A 21,401-nucleotide genomic window follows, 5' to 3' on the forward strand; every position below is an offset into this window, starting at 1 on the left:
TAATAACTTGGTGGCAAAAAGTTGTGGTTTTTGATTAACTAAAATTGATGTTCTCAATACTGCTCAAGAATTCTTTCTTTACACCCGGAGTAAAAGGTATACGTTCAATGTATTTATAAAGCGTCGCAAAGGTTTTGGTTTCAATGTTTCGTGAAATAACATCATCAATCGGGTCTTCGAACATATTAATAAAAACATCAATATGCTGCTCTCCGCTTTCTGAAGCTAAAGAGAGAATACAGACCACTTCAATGTAGCGGTTATCCTGCTCTGCAATGAACAACCAGTGCCCTTCGTTAAAGGCTGGTGCAGCACTGAAGCGTTTTACAATAATTTCTGAAAGAGCATATCCTGCCTGATCCAACAGATTAATAAAGTTGAGTTGAGTTGAAACCACGTCTAACGCTTTCATAAAACCTCCTTTTCATCTGTACTTATTATACTGTTACCCATCCCCCCAGCTAATAACCTCCCAGCAAACTTTCAAAAAAAATACCACCTTTAATTAGAATTGAACACATCCTTTTTAAATAACAAAAAGGATTATGAAACCCACAATGTTTGTGATGTGCCACCAAGGAAAAGTAACTTTTATGTGCTCATAAATCTTATTTCGTATTCACTTTCCTTTGTCTTTCGGTCGTAGATTATCAGGGGAAGCATAAGAAGAATATGTGAGGTTTAAGCAAATGCGGTGATCGGGCATTATAATTTGGTGAGGCTATTATAAGTGGATAAAGATAGTCGTAGGTATAGGATCAGGTTAAATTGCATTTTCCCGGTTGCCTTCCCTGGCCTACCGGTTTCAGCTCAGATACTAAGACCAGCGGTAATACTTAAAATATTCCTCATTTGCAGCTATAAACTCCCTCAAACCGTTCATTAATCCCTTCTCAAACGCTGTCACGATAAACCGGTAACCGTCCAGTGTTTCAATGTAGTAAATACCGCCTGGTGTAATTCCAACATGCAACACCTCGGCTGTCATCATAAACTGGCCTTCCGGAAAATCATGCGAAAGGTAAATGAAACCAGTAGTGGCCGATGCGGGTGTGGCATTCACTAAGACCCCGTTAAACTGCTGCCCGTGCCTCGCCGGTACAAGCTCACTTCCCCTGGTTGACTTATCAAGCAGCCTCTTAACATCTTTTTCTTCTTTTAACGAGGTATAGACCCGCACATCACTGTCATCACCTGGGCGAGAGCCGGTGCCAACATGAGCAAGACGACGGTAAGCACTGCGCATATTAACGTGGCAGGATGCCCCTGCTCTACCCTGAAGCCTTACGCCAAAGTCTTCGCAAAGTAACAAAATCTGACGTAGCTGGTTTTCATGCACGGACGCTGAGAGTGAAAGATTGAAACAGGAAAAGGTCAGTTCTAAAACCTTTTCGCGTTTGTCATTGAAATGAGCTTCCAGCCTGATGACTGGCTTTTCCGACATTGCAAAAGCTTTGTCCGTTACTCTGTACCGGCATTCATCTCCGAAACATTCTTTAACAACGCTGGCTATGACCGTGTCGTGTTCTCCATCTTCCGGAGCTGGCACAAAGATTTCAAATTGTGCCGGTGTATCCGGCTCAAGCAGAACGGGATAGAGACGCGGAGAATTAAGCAAAGCGCATTCAGAATTAATGAGCTTAACCCAGGCGCTTTTGTCGTCCGGATCCTTAAGCTGCTGTCCAAGGTTATCGCAAAAGTCAACTATCTGACGGGTATGCTCATCCGTGACTGCACAGATCAGGTTAAGACCATGCGTGGCCATACGCAGTTCCCGGGTTCGGGACTGGGAATTGATCGACCAGGGGTTAAGTGAAAGCGAAATAGGGCTTATGGAAGGGACGACCGTCTCATTCTGCAAATCTGTAAGCTGGCAGTTCGCAGTAGGCTTCGGGGAAAGGGTACTAAATATGTAACTTGCCTGTTGTTTAGTACTGGCCTGGATATAAAACATCGCGTCCATGCTTGTATCCCGGGATGAAATTGAAAATAGCTTCATTTTTAACCTTAATGGATGAGCGATTTATAGTCATGTGCAGACAAATGAACATTATGTGCGCCATCATTCCATTCAAAGAATAATCGATACTTAGAGTTTACTCGAATGGAGGAATAACGGTTTGACGTCATTCTTAAGCGTTCATAACGCAAGCTGTTGGATAATAACTCCCGCTCACTCTGGACATTATCCAGCGTTTCAAGTCGACACAGAATCGCGTTAATAATTTCAGAAGGAATACCTGCCGTTGTTTTTCCATTACGGAAGAACTTTTCAAGCCGTCTGTCTTTAAATGAATGGATCATAGTTCCTCCGTAATAATTGACCTTAAAATTAAATTAAAAGGGCTTTGAATTAATGAATACCTAAAATGCGGGCGGCAACTGCCAGCTGCTTATCACTTAACTGACGCTGGTGGGTTAAAGAAGACTTAAGGCTTTCCAGAAAATTATTACTACTGGATTGTTGGGTGATTGCATCAACCATTTTTTGATGAGACCTGCACCATGCTGTGAACGCAGAACTGTGGGCGCTTTCAGTCCTTAAACGCTCGTCTTGCAGGGATGCTGACACTTTGCGGGCAGCTTGCGCATTAATGCGGTACAGCGCATTCAGCGTGTAAGCAGTACGGGTCGTTTCGAGGCTGTAACCCGTGGCTTTACAAGCCATACAGCGACTTCTATAAAAATGCTTACGCTCTCCCCGCCCATTGCATTTATCGCAAACAATACGAAAAGTATATTCCGCAGTACCTTTTACAGAATCAACACAGCGGATTTTTGCGCTGGAGATTTCAATTCCACTGCGATCATAATATTTGGTCATAATGTGATTCCTCCGGTTAGTTCTGGAGTAATCATGACAGAATGAATCTACTGGCTAATAACCTGAGAGTAAATATTTTAAAAAAACATTGAGAGAGGGGCTGCAAATTTATACACGAAGGATTCAAATATAATTTGTTTAAAAAATTAAGAGCATTCTGAAGTAAAATTGCATCAAAAAGCATTCATGGATAAATCATGTACTGGTGCCAGCGATTTAAACGAGGACATTGTTCCGGTGTAATTACACAGTTTAGCATCATAGATTATAACCAAAAGGAAGGAGTCCTTCCCGTCTCGGGAATATTACTTTCCCGTTTGCAGTTTAAGAGACACTTAATGAGAAAGTAATAATTAAGTCATGCTCAACTCTACATTTTACATTGAGGATGGCGTAACAGGGTACGGCATACTACCGTACCCTTGTGTAGGGTTTATGTTTGAGGGAATTCTATAGTAAATGTGGCCGTGCCAGATTGACCACTTACAGCGGGAGTAACGGGATATGTGCGCTCTTCACCATTACCAAGATCCAGTGACAGCGATTTAGTTTCACCAGGCTGGACCGTAACTCCGGCAACCGTAACGCCGAACTGGGCGTTTTTCTGAACAGTCAGGGTTCCGTTTAACTGTCCGGTAATGATAGAACCGTCCTGACGACGCAACACACTGGTTCGGATGATGGCCAGCGGCGTGTTGTCCGTTGCTTTCAGTGCTACGGCTGTGGCCAGCGTCTTGAGATTATCCAGCATAATCAGGTTAGCTGGCTGGTAGGTAAAATTAAGCGTTTTAGTGGTCCGGTTACCTGATTCGTCAATAGCCAGAGCCTCCAGATGATACATCTGTCCCGATTCGTCAGTATTGGGGAAGATTCTGGGGTATTCAGGAATAAAGACATCCTTGGATAGCGGCGTGAATGCAAGGGTGACCTTTTCAGAGTTAGGTCCACCAGCGAGCTGAAGCGATATCAGGGAAGCATCCCCAGAGGCATCAGTAACGCTTATGCGTAGGTTCTCAAGCCCTTTAACCAGTTTTCCTTCTGCGTCTGCGCCATTAAAGCTGAACGCAATAACCGGAAGCGTTGAGTCAATTTTCAGCGGTGCATTAAGCGTTTTGGTTCCTGTGTTTCCAACAAGATCCGTGGCAGACACGCTAACAACCGTATAATCCCCGTCCGGTAGACCAGCGTATGAGAAAGTGGCGTTTTTGGTTTTATAATCGCTTTCACTGACAGTCACAGGCTTCAGGGTGAAAGTTTCCCCCCGGGCATTTTTAAGGGTGGCTTCGAAAACTTTGGTATCCCAGTAGCTGATGTTCCAGGCGTTGACGCGATCATTATCGGTGGCCGTCATAGTGATTGTCTTGGAGGCCTTGTTTACCTGAGCGACATTAACCACCGGTGGGTTGTTATCCCAGATAACCGTAAAATTACCAGCAAGCGCATCGAATATGCTGTCACCATCTTTTCCCGAGTAAAGATGCAGATACTCAAATCCTTTGTCACTGGTGTAGTTGAAGTTAACCGTCATCTCGCATGAACTTTGTCCGACAGGAATAGTGCAGAACCAGGCTGCATTTTTTACCGTTCTGAACTTTTGCACGTATGGTCGGGGTTCTGCGGTTACCTTTATGCGGCTAATGGTGGCGGTTTTAACGCTGATTGAGGCCTGAGTTAACCACTCACTGGTATCACTCCGGTACATCTCTTTAGCCACTATCTTCGGGGCTATTTCCATCGCCGGGGCTGGAGTGAAGTTGAGGGAGTTATGATGAATTCGTCTTACTCCTCCCGCCAGAGTCTGAAATTCATGATAAGTATCCCCCACATTTGGATATATGTATTTGAAAGTATAGATATTATAAGTGCTATCGGACGTCTGGAAATTCGAGTCCGCCCAGCCATATTTGGAACCGTTAACAGCAGTAAAGTCACTTTTCTTCCTTAATACCCGTACGGAAATAGGGTTCTGGAAGACGGTCATGCCAGACTGATAGGAGACCCATGATCCGGTAGTGGCGTCCTGCACCTGGATGATATCGTCAGGCTTAACCCGATCAATTACGCTTCGGCGGCTTAGTTCGCTCCTGTTTCCCGCTTTGTCATAAAGGTAGATCCCCACTTTATATTCAGAGCGGTTTTCCGGTGCCAGGGCATTGCTGCTTGCGTCGGCGACTTGAACGGTTACGCTACCTTCCACTGTATTAATTTCCGCTGGCTTTTTACGCTCCACTCCAGCGGCATCGGTTATGAAATATTCAGCATTAGCAAGCCCGGAACCTTTATCACTCAGTCCATTAAAGACCAGTGCCTGGACGCTGGCGTACTGCATACCGGCTGGTACTGAAGTGAAGATCGCTTCGCTGCCAAAGTTCCACCCATTTCTCGTATAACTTATGGTACCCGTTGCCGGAGGCGTTCGGTCAATTGCAAGCGGGTAATCCTGCCGGGAGACCTCCTTCCCTTGCAAGTCGGTAATCACCTCTCTGAGGGTGAAGCTATCTTCTCCCATCGCTGGTACGGTCAGAGTCTTGCCGTAATAATCAAAGCCTGTCGAAGATGTGGTACGGTCATCAACGGTAACCAGGCTGCTTTTCGTGCTCCAGATGAGGCTCCCGTCACTTTTCAGCAGACTGAGCGTAATATAACGGTCCAGACCGGAAATAACGGCAACGTCAAAGCTCGTTACCGGATTAATCCATACGGATGCAGGCGATACGGTCTTTTTAACGTTCAGGGTATCTTTAAAGCTGAATTCTGCGATTTCAGCGGAAGCTCCTGCGCTGAAACCTGCAAATGCAATAAGCAGGGCTAGTTTGATTTTCATGGGTTGTCTCCTGATCAGGTTCCCCATGATACTTTTTCAGTGTTCGTGATCTTTTCGGGAAAATAGCTATTTTTGATGTTTTTCTTTTCTGCCCGGCGGGACTTTTTTGTTTACGTGAATGCAACAAAACCAGAAAAGTTACTTTTTGATAGGGTAAAATTAGGTTTCCCTAATTTCCAGAAGCAAGCGAAAGCAGAACTAGCTTAATAGCCATTAAGAACGCCATACCTATTGATAAATAACGCTCCTTACATTTAATGATTTGAGCATTTAAAAATGAATTAGCGAAAGAATTTTGGTTTGCTTTTTATTGCATGAGTAAAACAGTATTAATAATCCGGAGCCATTAGAACGTACTCTAAAGACTCCGGTATACAGATATCTTGCCAGTAAAAATGGCCTTACTCCTCATCATCCCCCAGCGCTTTTTTGATGGCGCGGCGGCGGGCTGCATCACCTACACGATATCCGACTGAATATACGTCATTCAACCGGCGCAGAATAAGATTTATTTCCTCATCTTGAATGTAGGCAGGTAAACACAGAACCACGTCGCCATCTTCATCATAGACTCGAACAACTTCCTTCTGCCCATCTCGCTCGCGAATAATCTGGACATGCTGAACCCTGGTGTATTCTGGGTTTACGCTCATTTTAAGTATCTCTCTGTAATTGTTGTTACCAGTTAGCTATAAGCCGGATAATTCTGGTATTCAGTGTTCTGCACAGCAATCGCCTGCTCGTGGATCATTGACACTGCCAGGCGGGCTTTAACTCGCTTGCTGGTGAGAAAACGCTTCACTTCTTTAAGTTCGCTGCCAGCCGACAGCATATTGAAGACATGCTGTTTGAGACTGTTGTTATTTTTGGCCACTTGTTTCTCCATCATCTTTGTACATGGTTATTTCAGGCTGGCCTGCCAGATCACACACGTTATCCATATGCTTTTGGACCCAGTCTGTTAGACCCAGACCTTCGGCCTTTGCCTGATTGACGTAACGCAGTTTACGTTCAGGGGTAACCCGCATCTGTAGTTGTGCCGTCGCTGGAACCGCCTCTTTCAGGGCGTTAAGGCCCCTCTGATCACGGGCCTGAATTGATGGTTTACCGCTAGGCATCTGATGTATCGCTCTCCCGGCGAGCGGTGGACAGCTCTATTTCTTTTGCGATAGCTTTATCTATGGCATCCAGCTGCATGGCAAACTTGATTTCAAGCGAACAGCGTAATGCCTTCAGGGCGCGTTCTTTGGTGCTGTATTGTGGTATGCCGTTCTGGCTACCATTCATGCCTCGCATGCGGCGGGAGGTTGCATCGACAACCTCTCCCTCTTCCCGTGTGCCGTGAACCGTAGTTCCGCTCCATGTCGGATAAACAGTGCCAGTGGCGGTGTTGAAGCTCCAGCCGTTTTGGTATTCCCCCGAGACCTCTGGTACGGGCATATCGCGTTCAACGCCATAGTCAGACCAGCGTAAAGCGCGGTTTATTCTGGCCTGTGCCACCAGCTCATCATACGCGGCTTGTTCTTTTTTATTCATCGCCATTTAGGGCAATCTCCTTAGAGGGGAATTAGGTGTTATATCGGTACGTAAGTGCTTTTCAGGCCTAATCTCTGACAAGGCCTGATGTGCCAGACTGCCGTTGCATTCACCGTTTTATGGCGGTTGACAGAGCCTCATTAAGAGCCGCAATTAGCTCAGGCGAAGTCGGCTCCAGATTTTTGGAAGCGTTCAGCAGCTCCTGAAGTGAAGAGATTTCCTTTGGCTCCACCTGGTTTGTTTCAGGTGCCGTTTTTTGCACTTCATCCAGTGTACGCTGTGCACCGTTATCCAGCACCAGCACCCCCCCGGCACGAATTTCTGAAATGGTGCGCAACGTATACATCAATTTATCCCAGACACGGCTACCAACCTCGAACCCGGAATCAGCTACTTTTTCTTCATTATGCTTTTGAAAAATTTCTTCTAACCAAGTGGTGAAGCGCTTTCCAAAAGTATTGGCGGCTAAAGAAGTGCAGGAATAAACCTGTTCGACCTGTTTTGTTCCATTTTTATCAGTGAATGTAATGAGACCGATTCGGCCACTGTTAACAGTGTAAAAGCGAGGTTGAAAGCCAGCTTTGAGAAGGTTTTCAATAGCTGAAAAAAAATCTTTTTTGAGCATCGGTTTCAAAATGGTTTTCCTTTTATGCCCGGTGCCGCCGGGGCGGTGGCGTTAAATATACGCCATGTAAGTAAATTAATTTATACCCATTTGATTGTCAATACAAACAAAAAAACAAACCATGTTTATTATTTTATCAACGATGCTATTTTAAAGTCCGTCTAAAATAAAAAACCAAAAAGTTAAATTTGAAGCCGTCCTTCCTAAATTCATTTCTTGCGCATATTAGCACCCTGCTTTAAGTAAATAATTTTTGAAAAAGTTGTCTGGAGGTTATTAGCTCGTGCATCTGGATTGGTAATATAAAGCCAACACAGAAAAGGAAAACAAAATGTATAAATTAGTATCTCCTCGTGAACTGACTGAGATTATTACCGGTTTACTGCTTAAACCTGAACTCCTTGGTGAGCTGGACTCACCAGAAAAGCATCGGATGTTTATGGCAGATTTAGGCCGCGTGGTGGCCGAACATTGTGGAGGTCTGGTAAACAGCGTCGTCTTGCCAGGAACAGAAGTTACAGTGTCGGATGGGTTACCGCTTAATGGCCAGCCGGTACGTTATCTCGGAATCAAAGAGAACATCCCTCACCTCCTTGTAGAGCCTGATGCTTCCTTACCTTCGCTCGCTAAAAACGTCTGGATGTATGCAGATCCTGAAGGCTGGAAAGAACATTTTGGAGCTGAGGAAGACTGCCTTACTCCTGAAATGATGCAGCTGTTCCGTAAAGGTATCCAGGCTCTTCAGAAAGAGCATGACACCCCTGAAATTAGCCTCACACTTCAGGACTGGCGCCTGGAGGAGGAAACACTGCCAGAAGAGGACAGTCAGGCCTATCAGGTCAGCGTTACCGGCCAACATAACATCCACTGTGAAGTTGTTAACAAGGAAGGTAACCCCTGTTTTGGTGTCATGTTCGAAATCGATCAGGGTGTGCCTGCCTTACACATCAACACCGGCGGGGATATGTTGCTCCACATTCATTGCGCCCATAACGGACTCGTTCTGACCCCTGATGCAAGCGGTCAGCGATTTGATAAGGCTCCCGTTGACCGCTTCTCTTATAACAGCCCATCCCTGCTGTTGTCTGCCGACTAACCAAGGCCAAATCTGAATTGTCCCGTTTAAGTAACCAACCCGCTGCCGCCAGGCGGGTAAATCCTCTTAATGGAGTTTTAATGCAAATCTCAACTGAAGTTCTGAACGTCTTATCTCGCTGCCGTGCTGAAGGGAACTTTCTTTTCCTGGCCGACCAGCTCGACCGCAGCATTTATGTTAAGACAAACAAAGTGCTCGAAGCCGCCGGTGGCAAATGGAACCGAAAAGAGCAGGCACATATTTTTACGGCGGATGCAGCTGAGCGTATCGAGCAAATCATTCTGACAGGTTCGGTTGACATCCCACGAGATCTGTTCAATTTCTTCCCTACACCTGAGAATTTAGTCACAGATATGGTTCTACGCGCTGAACCAGCTGCCGGGGAGCGTGTACTGGAGCCAGAGTTTGGTGATGGCCGCATTCTGAAAGCCTTAAAACTGGCGGCTCCGGATGCATTGATTACCGGGATCGAATTGAACGATGAGCGATTCCTTGCAGTGAAGAACGATAGTGTCCTTAGCACAGGAGTCGAGCTGGTGCATACCGACTTTCTTGGGTACCAGCCCGATGAAACTTTTGATGTTATCGTTATGAATCCACCATTCCTTAAACGCTCTGACGTTAAACATGTCATGCATGCCATCGCAATGCTCGCTAAGCGAGGTCGCTTACAGGCCATTCTGTCAGCTGGGGTATTGTTCCGGGAAGACACACTGACAAAAGCGCTCAGGGAGCGAGTCAAACAACTTGGCGGACAAATTTCGCCTCTTCCGGATGATACATTTAGGGAGTCCGGAACAAAGGTCAAAACAGCCCGCCTTGAAATTGATCTTCGCCGCTAACTGACAAGCAACCGGAAAGAAATCTTAATACGAGTAGCCGGTTAAAGTTACCTGACCGGCTTAACTGACTAAATCAATAAAGAGTGAACAGAAATGACGCATACTGCCGTTTCTCAGGCTAATAGTGCTTTGCAGCTACCCACGGTGGAGCATGTCTACGCTCTTCTGAAAGCAAATTGTAAACCTGACCGCTTTGACGGGCGTGACGGACCCGTGTGGGGCCAGGAATACTCGTGGAATCTGGCAAAAGATCGCTTACAGGATCTGGAGAAATACGGTAAGGCATATGTCTCCCGTCATGAAGACCGTATGGGGGAAGGATTTAGTTTTGGTCCTGACCTGTTAATTATTCGCTAACGCTCCTAATGCCTGATGATATGGTAAGCACAACTGGAAAAATATGTTTTCAAAGCCTATGACCACTTTCACACCAGAACGTATTGAACAAATTTTGGAATTTGCCGAGGGTAGTAACCCAAGCGAAGCAATGAGTCTCAGAGCTGACGAAGTTGCTGTACTGGCACGTATTGGAAAGGCAGTTATGTCGATTGCGCCTGTTTATCAGTGCGAGTTTTGCCACCATGACGCAACCGGGCAACTTCAGTGGCACTGGGAAGATGTGAACAAAGCTTTTTATGATAAATACGATCCAGACAGACGCGGAAGACGTCGAATCCTCTATACCGCCCCGCCGATGCCTTTAGTTTCGGCTGACCTGCTTAACATGGCTTCATCTGCTATTGAAGACTTGCTCACTAACAAAGACAGAAGTGGTGCGGGAATGTGGAATGACATTCCAGAACAGCTACGACGCGCAGCAGAACTGGTAATGGATAATAGCCGGGCCGCTGAAACAGAAGCGATGCTGATGCGTCTTTATGTAGAATGTGACACAGGTGAGCGCAGGGGCAACGGCACTCAATCTGGCGTAGCAATGCCTTCTTGGCAAACCGTTGAAGAGGCACGTGTGTTGCTAGGGGTGAAATGATGCAGTTCTCGCCAGGGCAGTTTGTAATTCACAACAAGAAGCGCCTTGCGGAACGAAGGTAGACGTACTGACTGAGGTTCACTCCCCTCTCGACTGGTGGCGTAATGCCGCCAGGTTTTGATTCATATATGCCGTCCGTTAACGCATTTATATCTGACATACCTAATTTATCCTGATTCTTTTTTACACAAAGTAAAAGCATCACTTAATGCGATATGTGGATGCCGATAGTTTCAGGCTAATGTTATAAGTTTTGCAATCGTTGCCAGTTTGGACACCACAGAAATGTCAGATGTAATTCCAAAAAGAAAGATTTCCGTCCTGAACGCACAATAAGGTTTGTCGAAAGGCAAATTATAGATTTGTAATTTCGAGCACCATATGGAGAAGTTTTTTATACTTTTACGAACATAGTGACCTTTAGGAAAAGCTTAAAATAACACCAAACCTAAAGGGGAATAAGAATGAAACATCTCGCTTTTATTACTGCTGTAGCCGGACTCGGTATGTCTGTTCAGGCCCCAGCTCAGATATATGAATCGGCCTTTAAAGACACGAACGGTATTGAGATCCACGCCCCGTCTTCTCGTCTTATGCTTAATCCGGCATCACCGGTAACTTTGACACTTATTTCAGGTCTTGATCGTTTCGTTAATGTCAAAGTCACGAAAGACACTGGAACTGTCATTCTTAATACTACGACTACACGGACGGGTGTATCAGACCGACTAACAGCTGCTGACGGTAGTGAGTTCTACGGCAAAAAAGTAACTTTGCCTGCTTTGGGTGAAGGCAAATTTGTCGTTCAGATAAACGTGTTAGATCTCAATCAGAAGCCTGTAGCGACCTATAACTATAACTGGCTAATTGATGTCACCCCTCCAGCGGCAAATGCTCTTACCGCTAATACTGGTTCTGGCTCTACCGCTGGTGACGTGTGGAAGCTTGGATTAGAGGCAACGGGGCAGTATGACTTCACCTCTTCGGGCGTAAGTGATGCAAATGGTATTGATAAGGGCCTAATATATATTTACAGGCAGGACGGTAGCCTCTACAGCACTACACAGATGCAGTATGACGTATCCGGCCAAAAGATGTACCACACTTACTCTAAGAATTCAGTTAAGGGAACCGGAATACCAGACAGCAACCTGGATGAAGACTTTACTGCAAAAGTTGTTATCTTCGATAACGCAGGTAATAGCCGAACGCTGCCAACTCAAAAATTTCGCTACGACAACACGCTGGGTGAGATGACACTGTGGGCCGTTCATGATCCAAATACGTCTTCCAGCGTCGTACCCGGGGTTTCTAATTATCCGGCTTACAAAGCCGGTATGGTCGTTAACGAAAACCCTATTCGATTAGTCTACCGGATCCCAAAATCTAACTACCGTGCTTATTCAGAAGGTGGGCTTCAGTTCATCAATCAATATTCCGCCCCCAAAGAGATAGCTGTAGACAGCACTTATGCTTATGTTGAAATGACTCTTCCCTATGGCTCAATTAATGGGGATATGGCTCGTATGGCGAACTTTGGCCAGTGGGGAGGGTATTATCCGTCATACAGCCTCGTTCTAAACCCATCTGCAAACCAAACGCCTGCATTTGCGGGTACCTGGGTAGATTTCCTCGATGATAAGGGGAACTGGGTTAAGTGGAAGGATTTTGAGAGTGTGGCTTCATCACGACTGCCAATTAAAATTTCCCGACTTCGTTTTAACGTTGAAGCCCGGCCCTTTGCACAAGAGATCGGCGGTAAGGCGACCTGCACCATTCCGGCAGGAAAAACCTCGTGTGAAGCGCCTGAGACGTTTGATATGGCCTTGGGTACCCAGGGCTACAATAGGATCCTTTACTTCGTTCGCAGCATCAGCAATCCCATTTTGCGGTCTGAGCAATGGATTATGACACGCTGGAACAATAAACAACTGCCGGTAATAAACTCGATATCATATGACGAGACTAACAAGCAGCTGGATGTACTGGCGTCACTTGAAGGCGATGGTAACTGGTTCGACTCGGTCTCATTGAGGGAATTTTATCTTTCCGATAAGAACACCGGTACCCGGATGTCACCCACAGGCGTAATCAAATCTCGTATCTCAGGTAACTACACGATTGCTTATGATTTATCCCGTCAGTCTGAAGGAAAATACAACGTTGAGGTCAACATCAGGGACTTCTTCCAGAACCAGACCAATAAAACTTTCGGAGAAATTGCTCTGGATAACACTCCTCCGACAGTGGCCATAACATTCGACGGAAAGCCGGTAAAAGACGATACGGTAGTGTACGGCCTGGAGAACCTCAGGATCGCTCTGGCAGATAATCTGACAACCCCGAGGATAACCCGTCTTCAGCTCGTAGGTGGCCCCACAGCTGATAACGTTGAGCTTACGTGGTCACCGGCAGGCAAAGATACATACATGCCTGAGTATCCGAGGCTGTTCCCAAATTTCGAACCATCTGAAAATTATTCAATTAGCGTAACAGTTGCCGATAGTCAGTCGAATACCAAAACCTATACTCAGAAGTTCAGTTATCTACCGAATAACCTTGTGCAGTTACATAATCTACGCACATTATCGGTCAGTTCGCCTCTCAAAACGACAGATGGCGTACCCCTTGCGTACCTGTCCACTAACGTTCTGCGTAAGACAAATGGAGAAATTGCTAAAGGGGTCCAGAACGCAACGCTGACTGTGCGGAAGGATGCAGCCTTCGGTATTAAATTTAACGGGGCACAGGCGGCTCCAGGTGAGTCAGTTGAGGTGCAAATAGATATGGGCCAGGGGGATAATCTTCTGTTACCCGTTTATCCTTCCGAAAATGGGAAAGTTGGCACCTCAGAATTCATGATTCAGATCGACGAGTTGAAGTAACTACCCGGAGCCGACAGTAAAACTGACGGCTTCAATTTTACTGCCCTCCTTGACTCCGATCAGCCAGTACGTCTTCAGAGATTCGCAAGGAAGAACCGAAAGAAAAGTTACTTTAATCGTACGTTTCCAGCGATGCTTTTAAAAGACAATGCACACTCGTTGATTACGACAATGGGAGTGAGTGTCGAAACCCTTGAGTAAGGATACCCGGTAAATATACAGCCCCGGGGATCCTCTTCCTTCAACCGGGGATGACAACGGTAGTGAGTCCGGCAACTCACTCCCGTTGTCACTTCTCTGACATATCGTCATACGAGCTTACTCAAGTGCATCCACAAAGATGGGATCGTTTTGAATCTAAACTGGTACTGGTTAGCCAGTCACTTGCATCTATTCCCCCGTCGATACTTAAGTGACAATTGTAGTGATCTGCAATACTGGTGTCTCAGAAACACTGACGACGGTAGAGACTCAATACCCTAACCCCTGACAACAGGAGTGAGCTTAGAGGTGTTACGCTGCTGTCACTTAATGCTTGGGAATTGCCTGACTCACAACCATTGTCATCCGGAGCTACTGATTAACGTTGAACCGCTGGACTTTAATGACAGTGGTAGTGATGGATAGGCTCATTTCCATTGTCGTCATTTTATCGGACAAGCCTCTTCGTCCTACAGGTTTAAGCTGACAATGGTAGTGATTGGATGATCTCACTACTGTTGTCACTCAGTTCTTTGAGCGGACCCTTCCCTCGGTTGGTCGGCATTAACAACGGTAGTGACTCGATTGGCTCACTGCCATTGTCATCGTGTAAATGACGTACCTTATCAGCTCAGCTGAAAGCAATGACAACGGAAGTGACTCTAATTGCTCACTGCCATTGTCGTCGTGTCTATTGAGAGCCTTATCAGTGCACCTGAAAAGCAATGACAACGGTAGTGATTCTAATGGCTCACTACCGTTGTCACCGTGTGTATTGAGAGGATGGTCCACTTAACTGGACGTCTATGACAATGGTAGTGACTTTAATAGCTCACTACCATTGTCGGCGTGTGAATTGAGAGGATGATCAGCTCAGCTGTACGGCCATGACAATAGTAATGACTTAATGAGCTCACTACCGTTGTCACCCTGTTAATTAAGAGGCTCATCTGCTCTTCTGGAAGGCTATGACAACGGAAGTGACTTGCTGGGCTCAGTGCCATTGTCGCCGTATGAATTGAGAGGATCATCCGCTCTTCTGGATGGCAATGACAACGGTAATGACTTAATAGGCTCACTACCGTTGTCATCCTGTAAGTTAAGAGGTTGATCTGCTCAACGGGACGACTATGACAACGGTAGTGACTTGCTGGGCTCACTACCATTGTCACCCTGTGAATTGAGAGGTAGATCCGCTTAACCAGACGTCCATGACAACGGTAGTGACTTTCTGGGCTCAATACCGTTGTCACCCTGTGATTTAAGAGGTTGACCCGCTCTACTGGACGGCCATGACAACGGTAGTCACTTTCTGGGCTCACTACCGTTGTCGCCACATAGAATGAGAGGAGCATCAGCTCAGCTGAACGGCAATGACTACAGTAATGAGCTGGATGAAGCATAACCATTGACATCTGGCCCAACCGGAAGCCGTATTCGCCAATCCAATCGAGATTCACAATGGCCGTGACTCGCCGCATTAAGTTCCGGTGTCCTCCCAAAGCTGAACGCACACTCGGAGGACAATGACAATGCCAGTAAGGTACACATCATTACCATTGTCACTATAGCTACCAGAGAAGCCGGGATTTGAATGTCGATGGTAGTGAGTGGGTCAACTCACTGCCATTGTCACCCCGTTACGATATTTTCCGTTGGATGTACTGGCCAATGAAGTAAAGCGTAGAAACCGGGTGTTAACAGGTGACTCAGGAGAAAGCGTTGAATTCGCAATCTCGATCTACATAGGGTGGTAGAGAACAATGACAACGGTAATGACTTTTGACTCATTACCGTTGACGTGAAAGAGCGGGCTGGGACTAACGAAAATCGAAGAAGTAATTTAGCACCCGGAGCCTGAACCGCCGGGTTAACTTTAGCTGGCGTTGCTGTTCTTTTTCTGGCTTCGAAGACTACGAATATAGCGCAGTTCTTCAGCGGTTAAATCATGGACGGTAAGAACATCATCGCCGTCTATCGGGTCAGCTGGTGGGCATAACTCACCTTCTAAAACAGAAGACCCTGAGTTCTCTTCTTCATCTTCAACCACTTCTAAAGGAGGCTGAGTATTGTTCAAATTCAGATCGGGATCCCGCTTATGAATCTGGAAGTATACTTTTCCGTCTTTCTTAATTTCGGTGTACTGGAGGTATCCTATCGATGCCAACTCTTCAAGAGCCTTTCTCACGGTAGCATTCTGACTATTTGCTCGTGTTTTGAGGTTCAGACGATTTTTCAGCCGAGTAAGGGATATCGGTATAGGATTTGGCGGTAATGACTCTATGAACGTATAGAGAGCCTGGGCGCTTTCCTTCTTGGCCAACTCCTTAATTGCCTTCAGCTGCATCAAAACCTTATGATCGTATTGATAGAGCTCGAAAATCTTAGGATCAACCTGAAGGACAACCTGATCTGATTCCGGGTCTAACAGGGCAGACTGTACCAGATGCGTTGTATAGACTTTGGACGAGTTATTACTGGTGAACGACAAGGTAACGGATGCTAACCTGCGTAAGGAGGCGTCTATACGTTTTCTGGACGCTGTAGATGAGCGATAATTTTCAGGCGTACATAGCTTGAGGAATTCAGTGAATTTTAAGCTTATCGTGTCATTGTTAATCGGATGATTGGCATAGGTTCGAATGATGCCCATCCACGTCTTAAAATCTACTGACATATCAAGACGCTCACCGACAATTGAAATATTGGTGAACCCCTCGCTCTCCATTAAAGAGAGCGTCTGTAACTCTTTCGTTGCGTCAAAGCCAACCGTTTTATATTCCCGATTTTGACGCCCCACACTCTTTGGTGATGGGACGAACAGCCCGAGCCGCATCAAAGCAATAGACTGCACCGTACGGTTGCTGTTAGGACGCAAAATGATGTCTTTACCTGATTCTTTCTCTCTAACAGAGAAAGCCCTGGTGACCAGGTCCTGCTGCTCAGTATCTTTCTCTTTAGTCATAATAAGTTATCACTGAATGTGTAAACAGATTGGTGAATAGTAAGCCCCAGCGAACTCTATGTCACTGGATGGATCATTGTGATGATCCATATCTGTGCATAAGTTCTACCTAAAAAAACGACTCCACTCATTAAAACTTGGCAAAAACTCTTTGCATACAATGACCTGCAACTCTTATCAACAACGGATCAGATCAAGTTAAAAAGATCTAATGAAAAGTCACTACTATTGTCGCTCTGATCACTACTGATGTCAAAAAACTCATTACCAACGTTATAATAATCACTACCAATGTCAAAATAATCACTACTGTTGTCACTGATCACGTCTCAGGCCTTGTGCCGTCTGGCCTGGAGGCAGCGGGGATCTCTTTTGATCTATCAGGAACACTAAGGTACTAATTATTGGAACTACCTTGTGGAAAATGGGGATAAATAAATGCTTAGTTCTTATACAGGTCTCAACTTGCCTCCCTGATAAAAACTGTCGTCAAAGCTAAATCACAGCCACAGGCATTTTCGGTGGATAAATTTTTGAGAAATAGAAGCATACATGCAGACTCGTGTCGCAAGTAATTGAAAGTAATAATTTATTTAAATAATGCGAGTCACCTTACCTTACAGTGGAAGTTTAAGTCTAACCTCACTACCATTGTCACTTAAAATCATTACCAACGTCGAAATAGTCTCTACCATTGTCTTTTAAGTCACTCCCGTTGTCACTTATGTCGCTACTGTTGTCAGTGACAATGCTCCAGCCCAGTAACCATGCGGCCTACAGCGTACCGGGATCTTCTTTGTACTCTCTGGCACCTTTGGGATCATTTATTGGATCTACATGAGGGATAAAATCTTTTGACGATTTCGTAGTGCAGTTATACCAGCGACTTAGCAAGACAAAAGCTGCAATTTAGTGACGAGTTACTAGTCTGCCCAACAAGAGCAATGCAGAGAAGATATGTGGTGAAATGACCATGGTAGTGAGTCTAATCACTACCATGGTCCGCAGTAAGCGTTACTTACGCAATGAACGTCGGACTGATTTGCAACAACATGGGCTACGGCGCATCAGAAGACGGCCGTTGTGCTTCAGCAAAACAGCCCTGCTTTATTTTAATTCTTCAATGTTAATCATGAACTCAGATCTGCCTGTAAGGCCGGATACAGCAGGGAAAATAGGAAAGCTACGGCTGTCCCCGAGCCCCAAATCCAGTTGAAGCTCTTTGCTTTCACCTGGCATCGCAGAAACACCATTTACAGTCACGCCGAATGCAGCGTCCTTACGGACAGTAAGCACTGCGTCCTGAAGCCCTGTAGCGATTGAACCATCCTTTTTACGCAGCTGGCTGGCATACAGAACAGCCAGAGGAGTATTGTCAGATGTTTTGAGAGAAGCATTGACAGCTAAGGTTTTCAGATTCTCTAGCCTGACGAGATTGTTTGGAAGGTAGTTAAATTCGACTGAGCTTTCTTTAACGTTGTTCATCTCATCTTTGGCCTGAACTGTGAGAGTGTATGTTTCGCCTTCATTAAGAGACGGAAAGATCTTGGGATAATTAGGTGCATACAGGTTGTTTCCCAGATTCACCCAAGACAATTCCACCGCATCAGAAACAGGGCCACCGCGAAGAGTCATACGGCTTAAGGATGGTTTAGTTAGAGCATCGGTGAGCTGTATACGGACGTTCTCCAGCCCATATACTGTTACGTTTTTGCTGATCGGTTTTCCTTCGTAGCTAATACTTACAGATGGTGCTGTATTATCAACGACAACAGTTTGATAAGGGAGGTTACCGGTATTGTTGAATGTATCTTGGGCATTAATTACCACGTTATAACTGCCTTCTGGTACCTCTTTCATGTTGAACTCATACGTGTAGTTCCCAGACGCCATATTTCTACCTGTTTGTTTGCCGGTTACGCTTATTTCTGCGTTGTTACGGTTTTTATCTGACAACCAAACTCGATTTACATAAACATGGTCGAAATATGAACCATCTCCAGGTTGATTCACGTAAACCTGGAGAATGTTGGTGGTTTCAATGTAATCAAATCCAGTGACGGAGGGACCCAGTGTATGCCAGGCTATATTCTCCCATATAGGGGCAAAGAAGGTTGCTTCGGTGGTTGACCTTACTTCATAGCCACTATGAAGATAGCCGGTAGTGCCATTTATAATATCCTGGGGCAAAGAGACGGTACAGGTTGTTGAGCCAGCTGGAATACTGCATGTTGCTCCGCCAGTGATTTTTTGATCATATGGCCTAGCCTGTACATTGAACCGGATATTAGTAAGTTTTATAGGCATATCAGATGCCTTGAACAGGTTCCAGTTTACGCTGTTGAACCATGTTCCATCAGCCTTTTGTCGTTCTATGGGTGAACTTCCCCAAGCCGGACTCTTTACAGAGGCAGGATCCCAGTTGAGCCAGCTGGCATACTGACCAAGATCTCCTCCAGACCATTGATATGTATTCACAGGTCTATAGTAGTTTCCATCTAAGGCACCCTGTGGCAGCTTAACTTCCACGTAGACATAGGTGGCATCTTCGGAAAGGACCTGTACTCCGCCATAGTTATTGGTAATGCTCATGCCACCATTTCGATATGGCTTCCAGTTAGTTCTTGGGATACGTATAACCAACTTGTAGGGGTTTTCCAGCACTGTAAGGCCTCGTTTAAACGGGACGTATCCCGAAGAAATGCCGGGTACAACACTGGTGCTTACACGTGAGTCATGAACTGCAAATGGCGTAAATTCTCCCATTTGATCGTCATATAAAAACCGCTGGGGAGGAATGTTAAGCGTATTTCCTGCCAGGTCCGTAACGATGAAATTGAAGGTGAATTCTTCATCAAGATCACTTGAGGGCATGCCAGCCTGGGTGTTCATATCTTTAATCCACGGATAGAACGCACGTTTATTGGCTGTGTCATAACTCAGGTTATTGTCGGAGACCACAGAACCATTACTTCGTTTAATGACAAGACGGATCTTGGCAATTCCACTAGCATCCTCAATACCGTCTGCAAATATAGAAAACTGGCCACTACCGCCTCGGCCCAACTCCCAAAGTGGCCCAGAAAGTACCATGTCGTAACCTGCGTTTTGACTCGGATAAATACTCTTATAGCGTGGAGGAGTTGTATCAACGATGAAATGATAAGTAGATGTGCTCACTACAGTCTGGCGAATATCCAGAGTTTCATTGACTACAGTAAAGGTCCCTTCTCCGAGCGCCGGTAGAACCATATCCTTTCCATAGTATTCTGTTCCATCGGCAGCAACGATACGATCTGCAACGCTCGTTTTGGTCGAGACGGAGGAATACATAACCTTTTTATCGCTGTCTCGTGTGACCGTCACTCGCTCGTACCGATCAAGACCCGATATCAAGTTCAGAGTCAAAACACCAGCGGGATTAAGATATGTTTGTGTTGCAGGCTTAATATTCCGAACAGCCTTATTGGTATCTGTAAATGAGTAGCTAAATACCTGAGCATGTGCCGAAGATACAGTAGCAAGGGCAGTTGCAACCATGCAGCCAATTAGAGTTTTACGCATATGATGCTCCGGGAATAGGTTATAGCCTTATTCTACGGATTCAGCCTACAAGGTCCGGTCGGATAAAGTGATAATTTGCCTGTTAAAAGAGACATCAAGTGAGAAAGCAACCAACGTACAGAATGCAAAATGGCGGCAGTGCATCTGGATGACGCAAAAGTAACTTTTTGTACCCACTTTTTTGGATTTTAGCCTTCAAAATGAGTATTCAACCAATCATAAAAGTAACTTTTGATAGACGCTGCTCCTTTATGTTTGCCAATTGTGCTGATATGTTTTTAAATTCAAGGAAGCGAGATTTTAAAAGCATCTGTTGAGTCAAATTTATGTAAAATAACAGGGTAACCATCACTTCTAGGTTGAGGAAACCCAATGTTATACATGCTCTTATGCTGTTTTCTGATGCTCAACAGTACATTCGTTATGTTCAGAGCAATGTCTGCAATAAGTAAAGGATCCGCTAAAGAAAACCGGTCTGAAATATCGCTGATAGTCCTAGCAACACTTGGAATTGCATCACCATTCATTGTCGCAATGATTACTATTAATGAAAGTATGACATCTAAAACAGTAACAGATTTTTCTTTGGGTGCTCAGTGGTCCGGAATGGTTTCAGCGGTAGCGCTAATGGGGTTATATGCTCGACGCGTTTGGAAAGAGAAGAAGTCCTTATTTACTGGCGCTTTCCTGGCCTCTTCCTTAATGGCCTTTATTTTTACTGACAGCCTTGTTTTCGTATCCCAGAAGGACACCGGCGTTCTGGCTACTTTCGTACTCGATAAAAACGCTGGAGATATTGATTGTAGTCGCCCGGCTATGATTGTCCATTACAGTAAAGGTGTTCCAACGGACTGGCGTTGCCCAACCAGTATCATGTTGATGGCGTATTCTTCATATCCTTTTTTACCTTGGCCTGAGTATAGCCATGGTACCAGCCAGTCTCTTACGGTTGTTATTGATACATTTATGGAAAACGCTGTTAATCTCAGTCAAAAATAATAAATAAACCTCTCTAGTGAGAGGTTTTATAAACCTGAGCCACCAATCTAAT

The 21,401-nt window shown here is 45.3% G+C and carries 17 protein-coding genes; 6 read left to right on the forward strand and 11 right to left on the reverse strand.

The window, feature by feature from the left end:
- Positions 1–34 precede the first annotated feature (34 nt).
- The 9 genes from L2Y28_RS23900 to L2Y28_RS23940 form a co-directional block, all read right to left on the reverse strand.
- Positions 35–412 (reverse strand): hypothetical protein, encoded by a 378-nt coding sequence (locus tag L2Y28_RS23900; RefSeq protein WP_044704553.1) that lies wholly within the window; start codon positions 410–412, stop codon positions 35–37.
- 405 nt (positions 413–817) lie between these two features.
- Positions 818–1,963 (reverse strand): hypothetical protein, encoded by a 1,146-nt coding sequence (locus L2Y28_RS23905; protein WP_000339750.1) that lies wholly within the window; start codon positions 1,961–1,963, stop codon positions 818–820.
- 44 nt (positions 1,964–2,007) lie between these two features.
- Positions 2,008–2,304, reverse strand: a complete 297-nt coding sequence (locus L2Y28_RS23910; protein WP_000581857.1) for a type II toxin-antitoxin system RelE/ParE family toxin — start codon at positions 2,302–2,304, stop codon at positions 2,008–2,010.
- Positions 2,305–2,353: 49 nt separating this feature from the next.
- A complete protein-coding gene (locus L2Y28_RS23915) occupies positions 2,354–2,824 on the reverse strand; it encodes a hypothetical protein (protein ID WP_000170639.1) in 471 nt (156 codons plus the stop codon).
- Between the two features lie 433 nt (positions 2,825–3,257).
- Positions 3,258–5,648: an Ig-like domain-containing protein gene (locus L2Y28_RS23920; RefSeq protein ID WP_000694552.1), complete on the reverse strand. Its 2,391-nt coding sequence runs from the start codon at positions 5,646–5,648 to the stop codon at positions 3,258–3,260.
- Positions 5,649–6,049: 401 nt separating this feature from the next.
- Positions 6,050–6,301 (reverse strand): hypothetical protein, encoded by a 252-nt coding sequence (locus tag L2Y28_RS23925; protein WP_000115760.1) that lies wholly within the window; start codon positions 6,299–6,301, stop codon positions 6,050–6,052.
- Positions 6,302–6,333: 32 nt separating this feature from the next.
- Positions 6,334–6,522 carry a hypothetical protein gene (locus L2Y28_RS23930; protein ID WP_001107529.1) on the reverse strand — a complete coding sequence of 63 codons (189 nt, stop codon included), beginning with the start codon at positions 6,520–6,522 and terminating at the stop codon, positions 6,334–6,336.
- A gap of 236 nt (positions 6,523–6,758) precedes the next feature.
- On the reverse strand, positions 6,759–7,190 hold the full coding sequence (locus L2Y28_RS23935) for a hypothetical protein (protein ID WP_001251242.1): 432 nt from the start codon (positions 7,188–7,190) through the stop codon (positions 6,759–6,761).
- A gap of 103 nt (positions 7,191–7,293) precedes the next feature.
- The gene (locus L2Y28_RS23940; protein WP_012695482.1) at positions 7,294–7,809 is read right to left on the reverse strand and encodes a hypothetical protein; all 516 of its coding nucleotides are present in this window, start codon (positions 7,807–7,809) and stop codon (positions 7,294–7,296) included.
- A 331-nt stretch (positions 7,810–8,140) separates the two neighbouring features.
- Here L2Y28_RS23940 and L2Y28_RS23945 point away from each other — a divergent pair, with 331 nt between their 5' ends.
- The 5 genes from L2Y28_RS23945 to L2Y28_RS23965 all read left to right on the forward strand — a co-directional run bounded on the left by L2Y28_RS23945 (position 8,141) and on the right by L2Y28_RS23965 (position 13,620).
- Positions 8,141–8,905: a hypothetical protein gene (locus L2Y28_RS23945; protein ID WP_000277498.1), complete on the forward strand. Its 765-nt coding sequence runs from the start codon at positions 8,141–8,143 to the stop codon at positions 8,903–8,905.
- An 80-nt stretch (positions 8,906–8,985) separates the two neighbouring features.
- Complete coding sequence (locus tag L2Y28_RS23950) at positions 8,986–9,747, forward strand: methyltransferase (protein ID WP_001447802.1); 762 nt, start codon at positions 8,986–8,988, stop codon at positions 9,745–9,747.
- A gap of 93 nt (positions 9,748–9,840) precedes the next feature.
- Complete coding sequence (locus L2Y28_RS23955; protein WP_000149862.1) at positions 9,841–10,104, forward strand: hypothetical protein; 264 nt, start codon at positions 9,841–9,843, stop codon at positions 10,102–10,104.
- 43 nt (positions 10,105–10,147) lie between these two features.
- On the forward strand, positions 10,148–10,735 hold the full coding sequence (locus L2Y28_RS23960; RefSeq protein WP_000491820.1) for a hypothetical protein: 588 nt from the start codon (positions 10,148–10,150) through the stop codon (positions 10,733–10,735).
- Positions 10,736–11,199: 464 nt separating this feature from the next.
- A complete protein-coding gene (locus L2Y28_RS23965) occupies positions 11,200–13,620 on the forward strand; it encodes an Ig-like domain-containing protein (protein WP_000681217.1) in 2,421 nt (806 codons plus the stop codon).
- A gap of 2,077 nt (positions 13,621–15,697) precedes the next feature.
- On the opposite strand, the gene repHI2 is transcribed toward L2Y28_RS23965, so the two are convergent.
- Both repHI2 and L2Y28_RS23975 read right to left on the reverse strand, forming a co-directional pair.
- Positions 15,698–16,786, reverse strand: coding sequence for an IncHI-type plasmid replication initiator protein RepHI2 (gene repHI2, locus L2Y28_RS23970; protein ID WP_000159528.1), 1,089 nt, complete (start codon positions 16,784–16,786; stop codon positions 15,698–15,700).
- Positions 16,787–17,893: 1,107 nt separating this feature from the next.
- Positions 17,894–20,350 (reverse strand): Ig-like domain-containing protein, encoded by a 2,457-nt coding sequence (locus L2Y28_RS23975; RefSeq protein ID WP_001232713.1) that lies wholly within the window; start codon positions 20,348–20,350, stop codon positions 17,894–17,896.
- A 372-nt stretch (positions 20,351–20,722) separates the two neighbouring features.
- On the opposite strand from L2Y28_RS23975, the gene L2Y28_RS23980 reads away from it, so the two are divergent.
- Complete coding sequence (locus L2Y28_RS23980; RefSeq protein ID WP_000966518.1) at positions 20,723–21,349, forward strand: hypothetical protein; 627 nt, start codon at positions 20,723–20,725, stop codon at positions 21,347–21,349.
- Positions 21,350–21,401: the final 52 nt, after the last annotated feature.

This window comes from Enterobacter sp. JH25 (assembly GCF_021725435.1).
Lineage (GTDB): Bacteria > Pseudomonadota > Gammaproteobacteria > Enterobacterales > Enterobacteriaceae > Enterobacter > Enterobacter intestinihominis.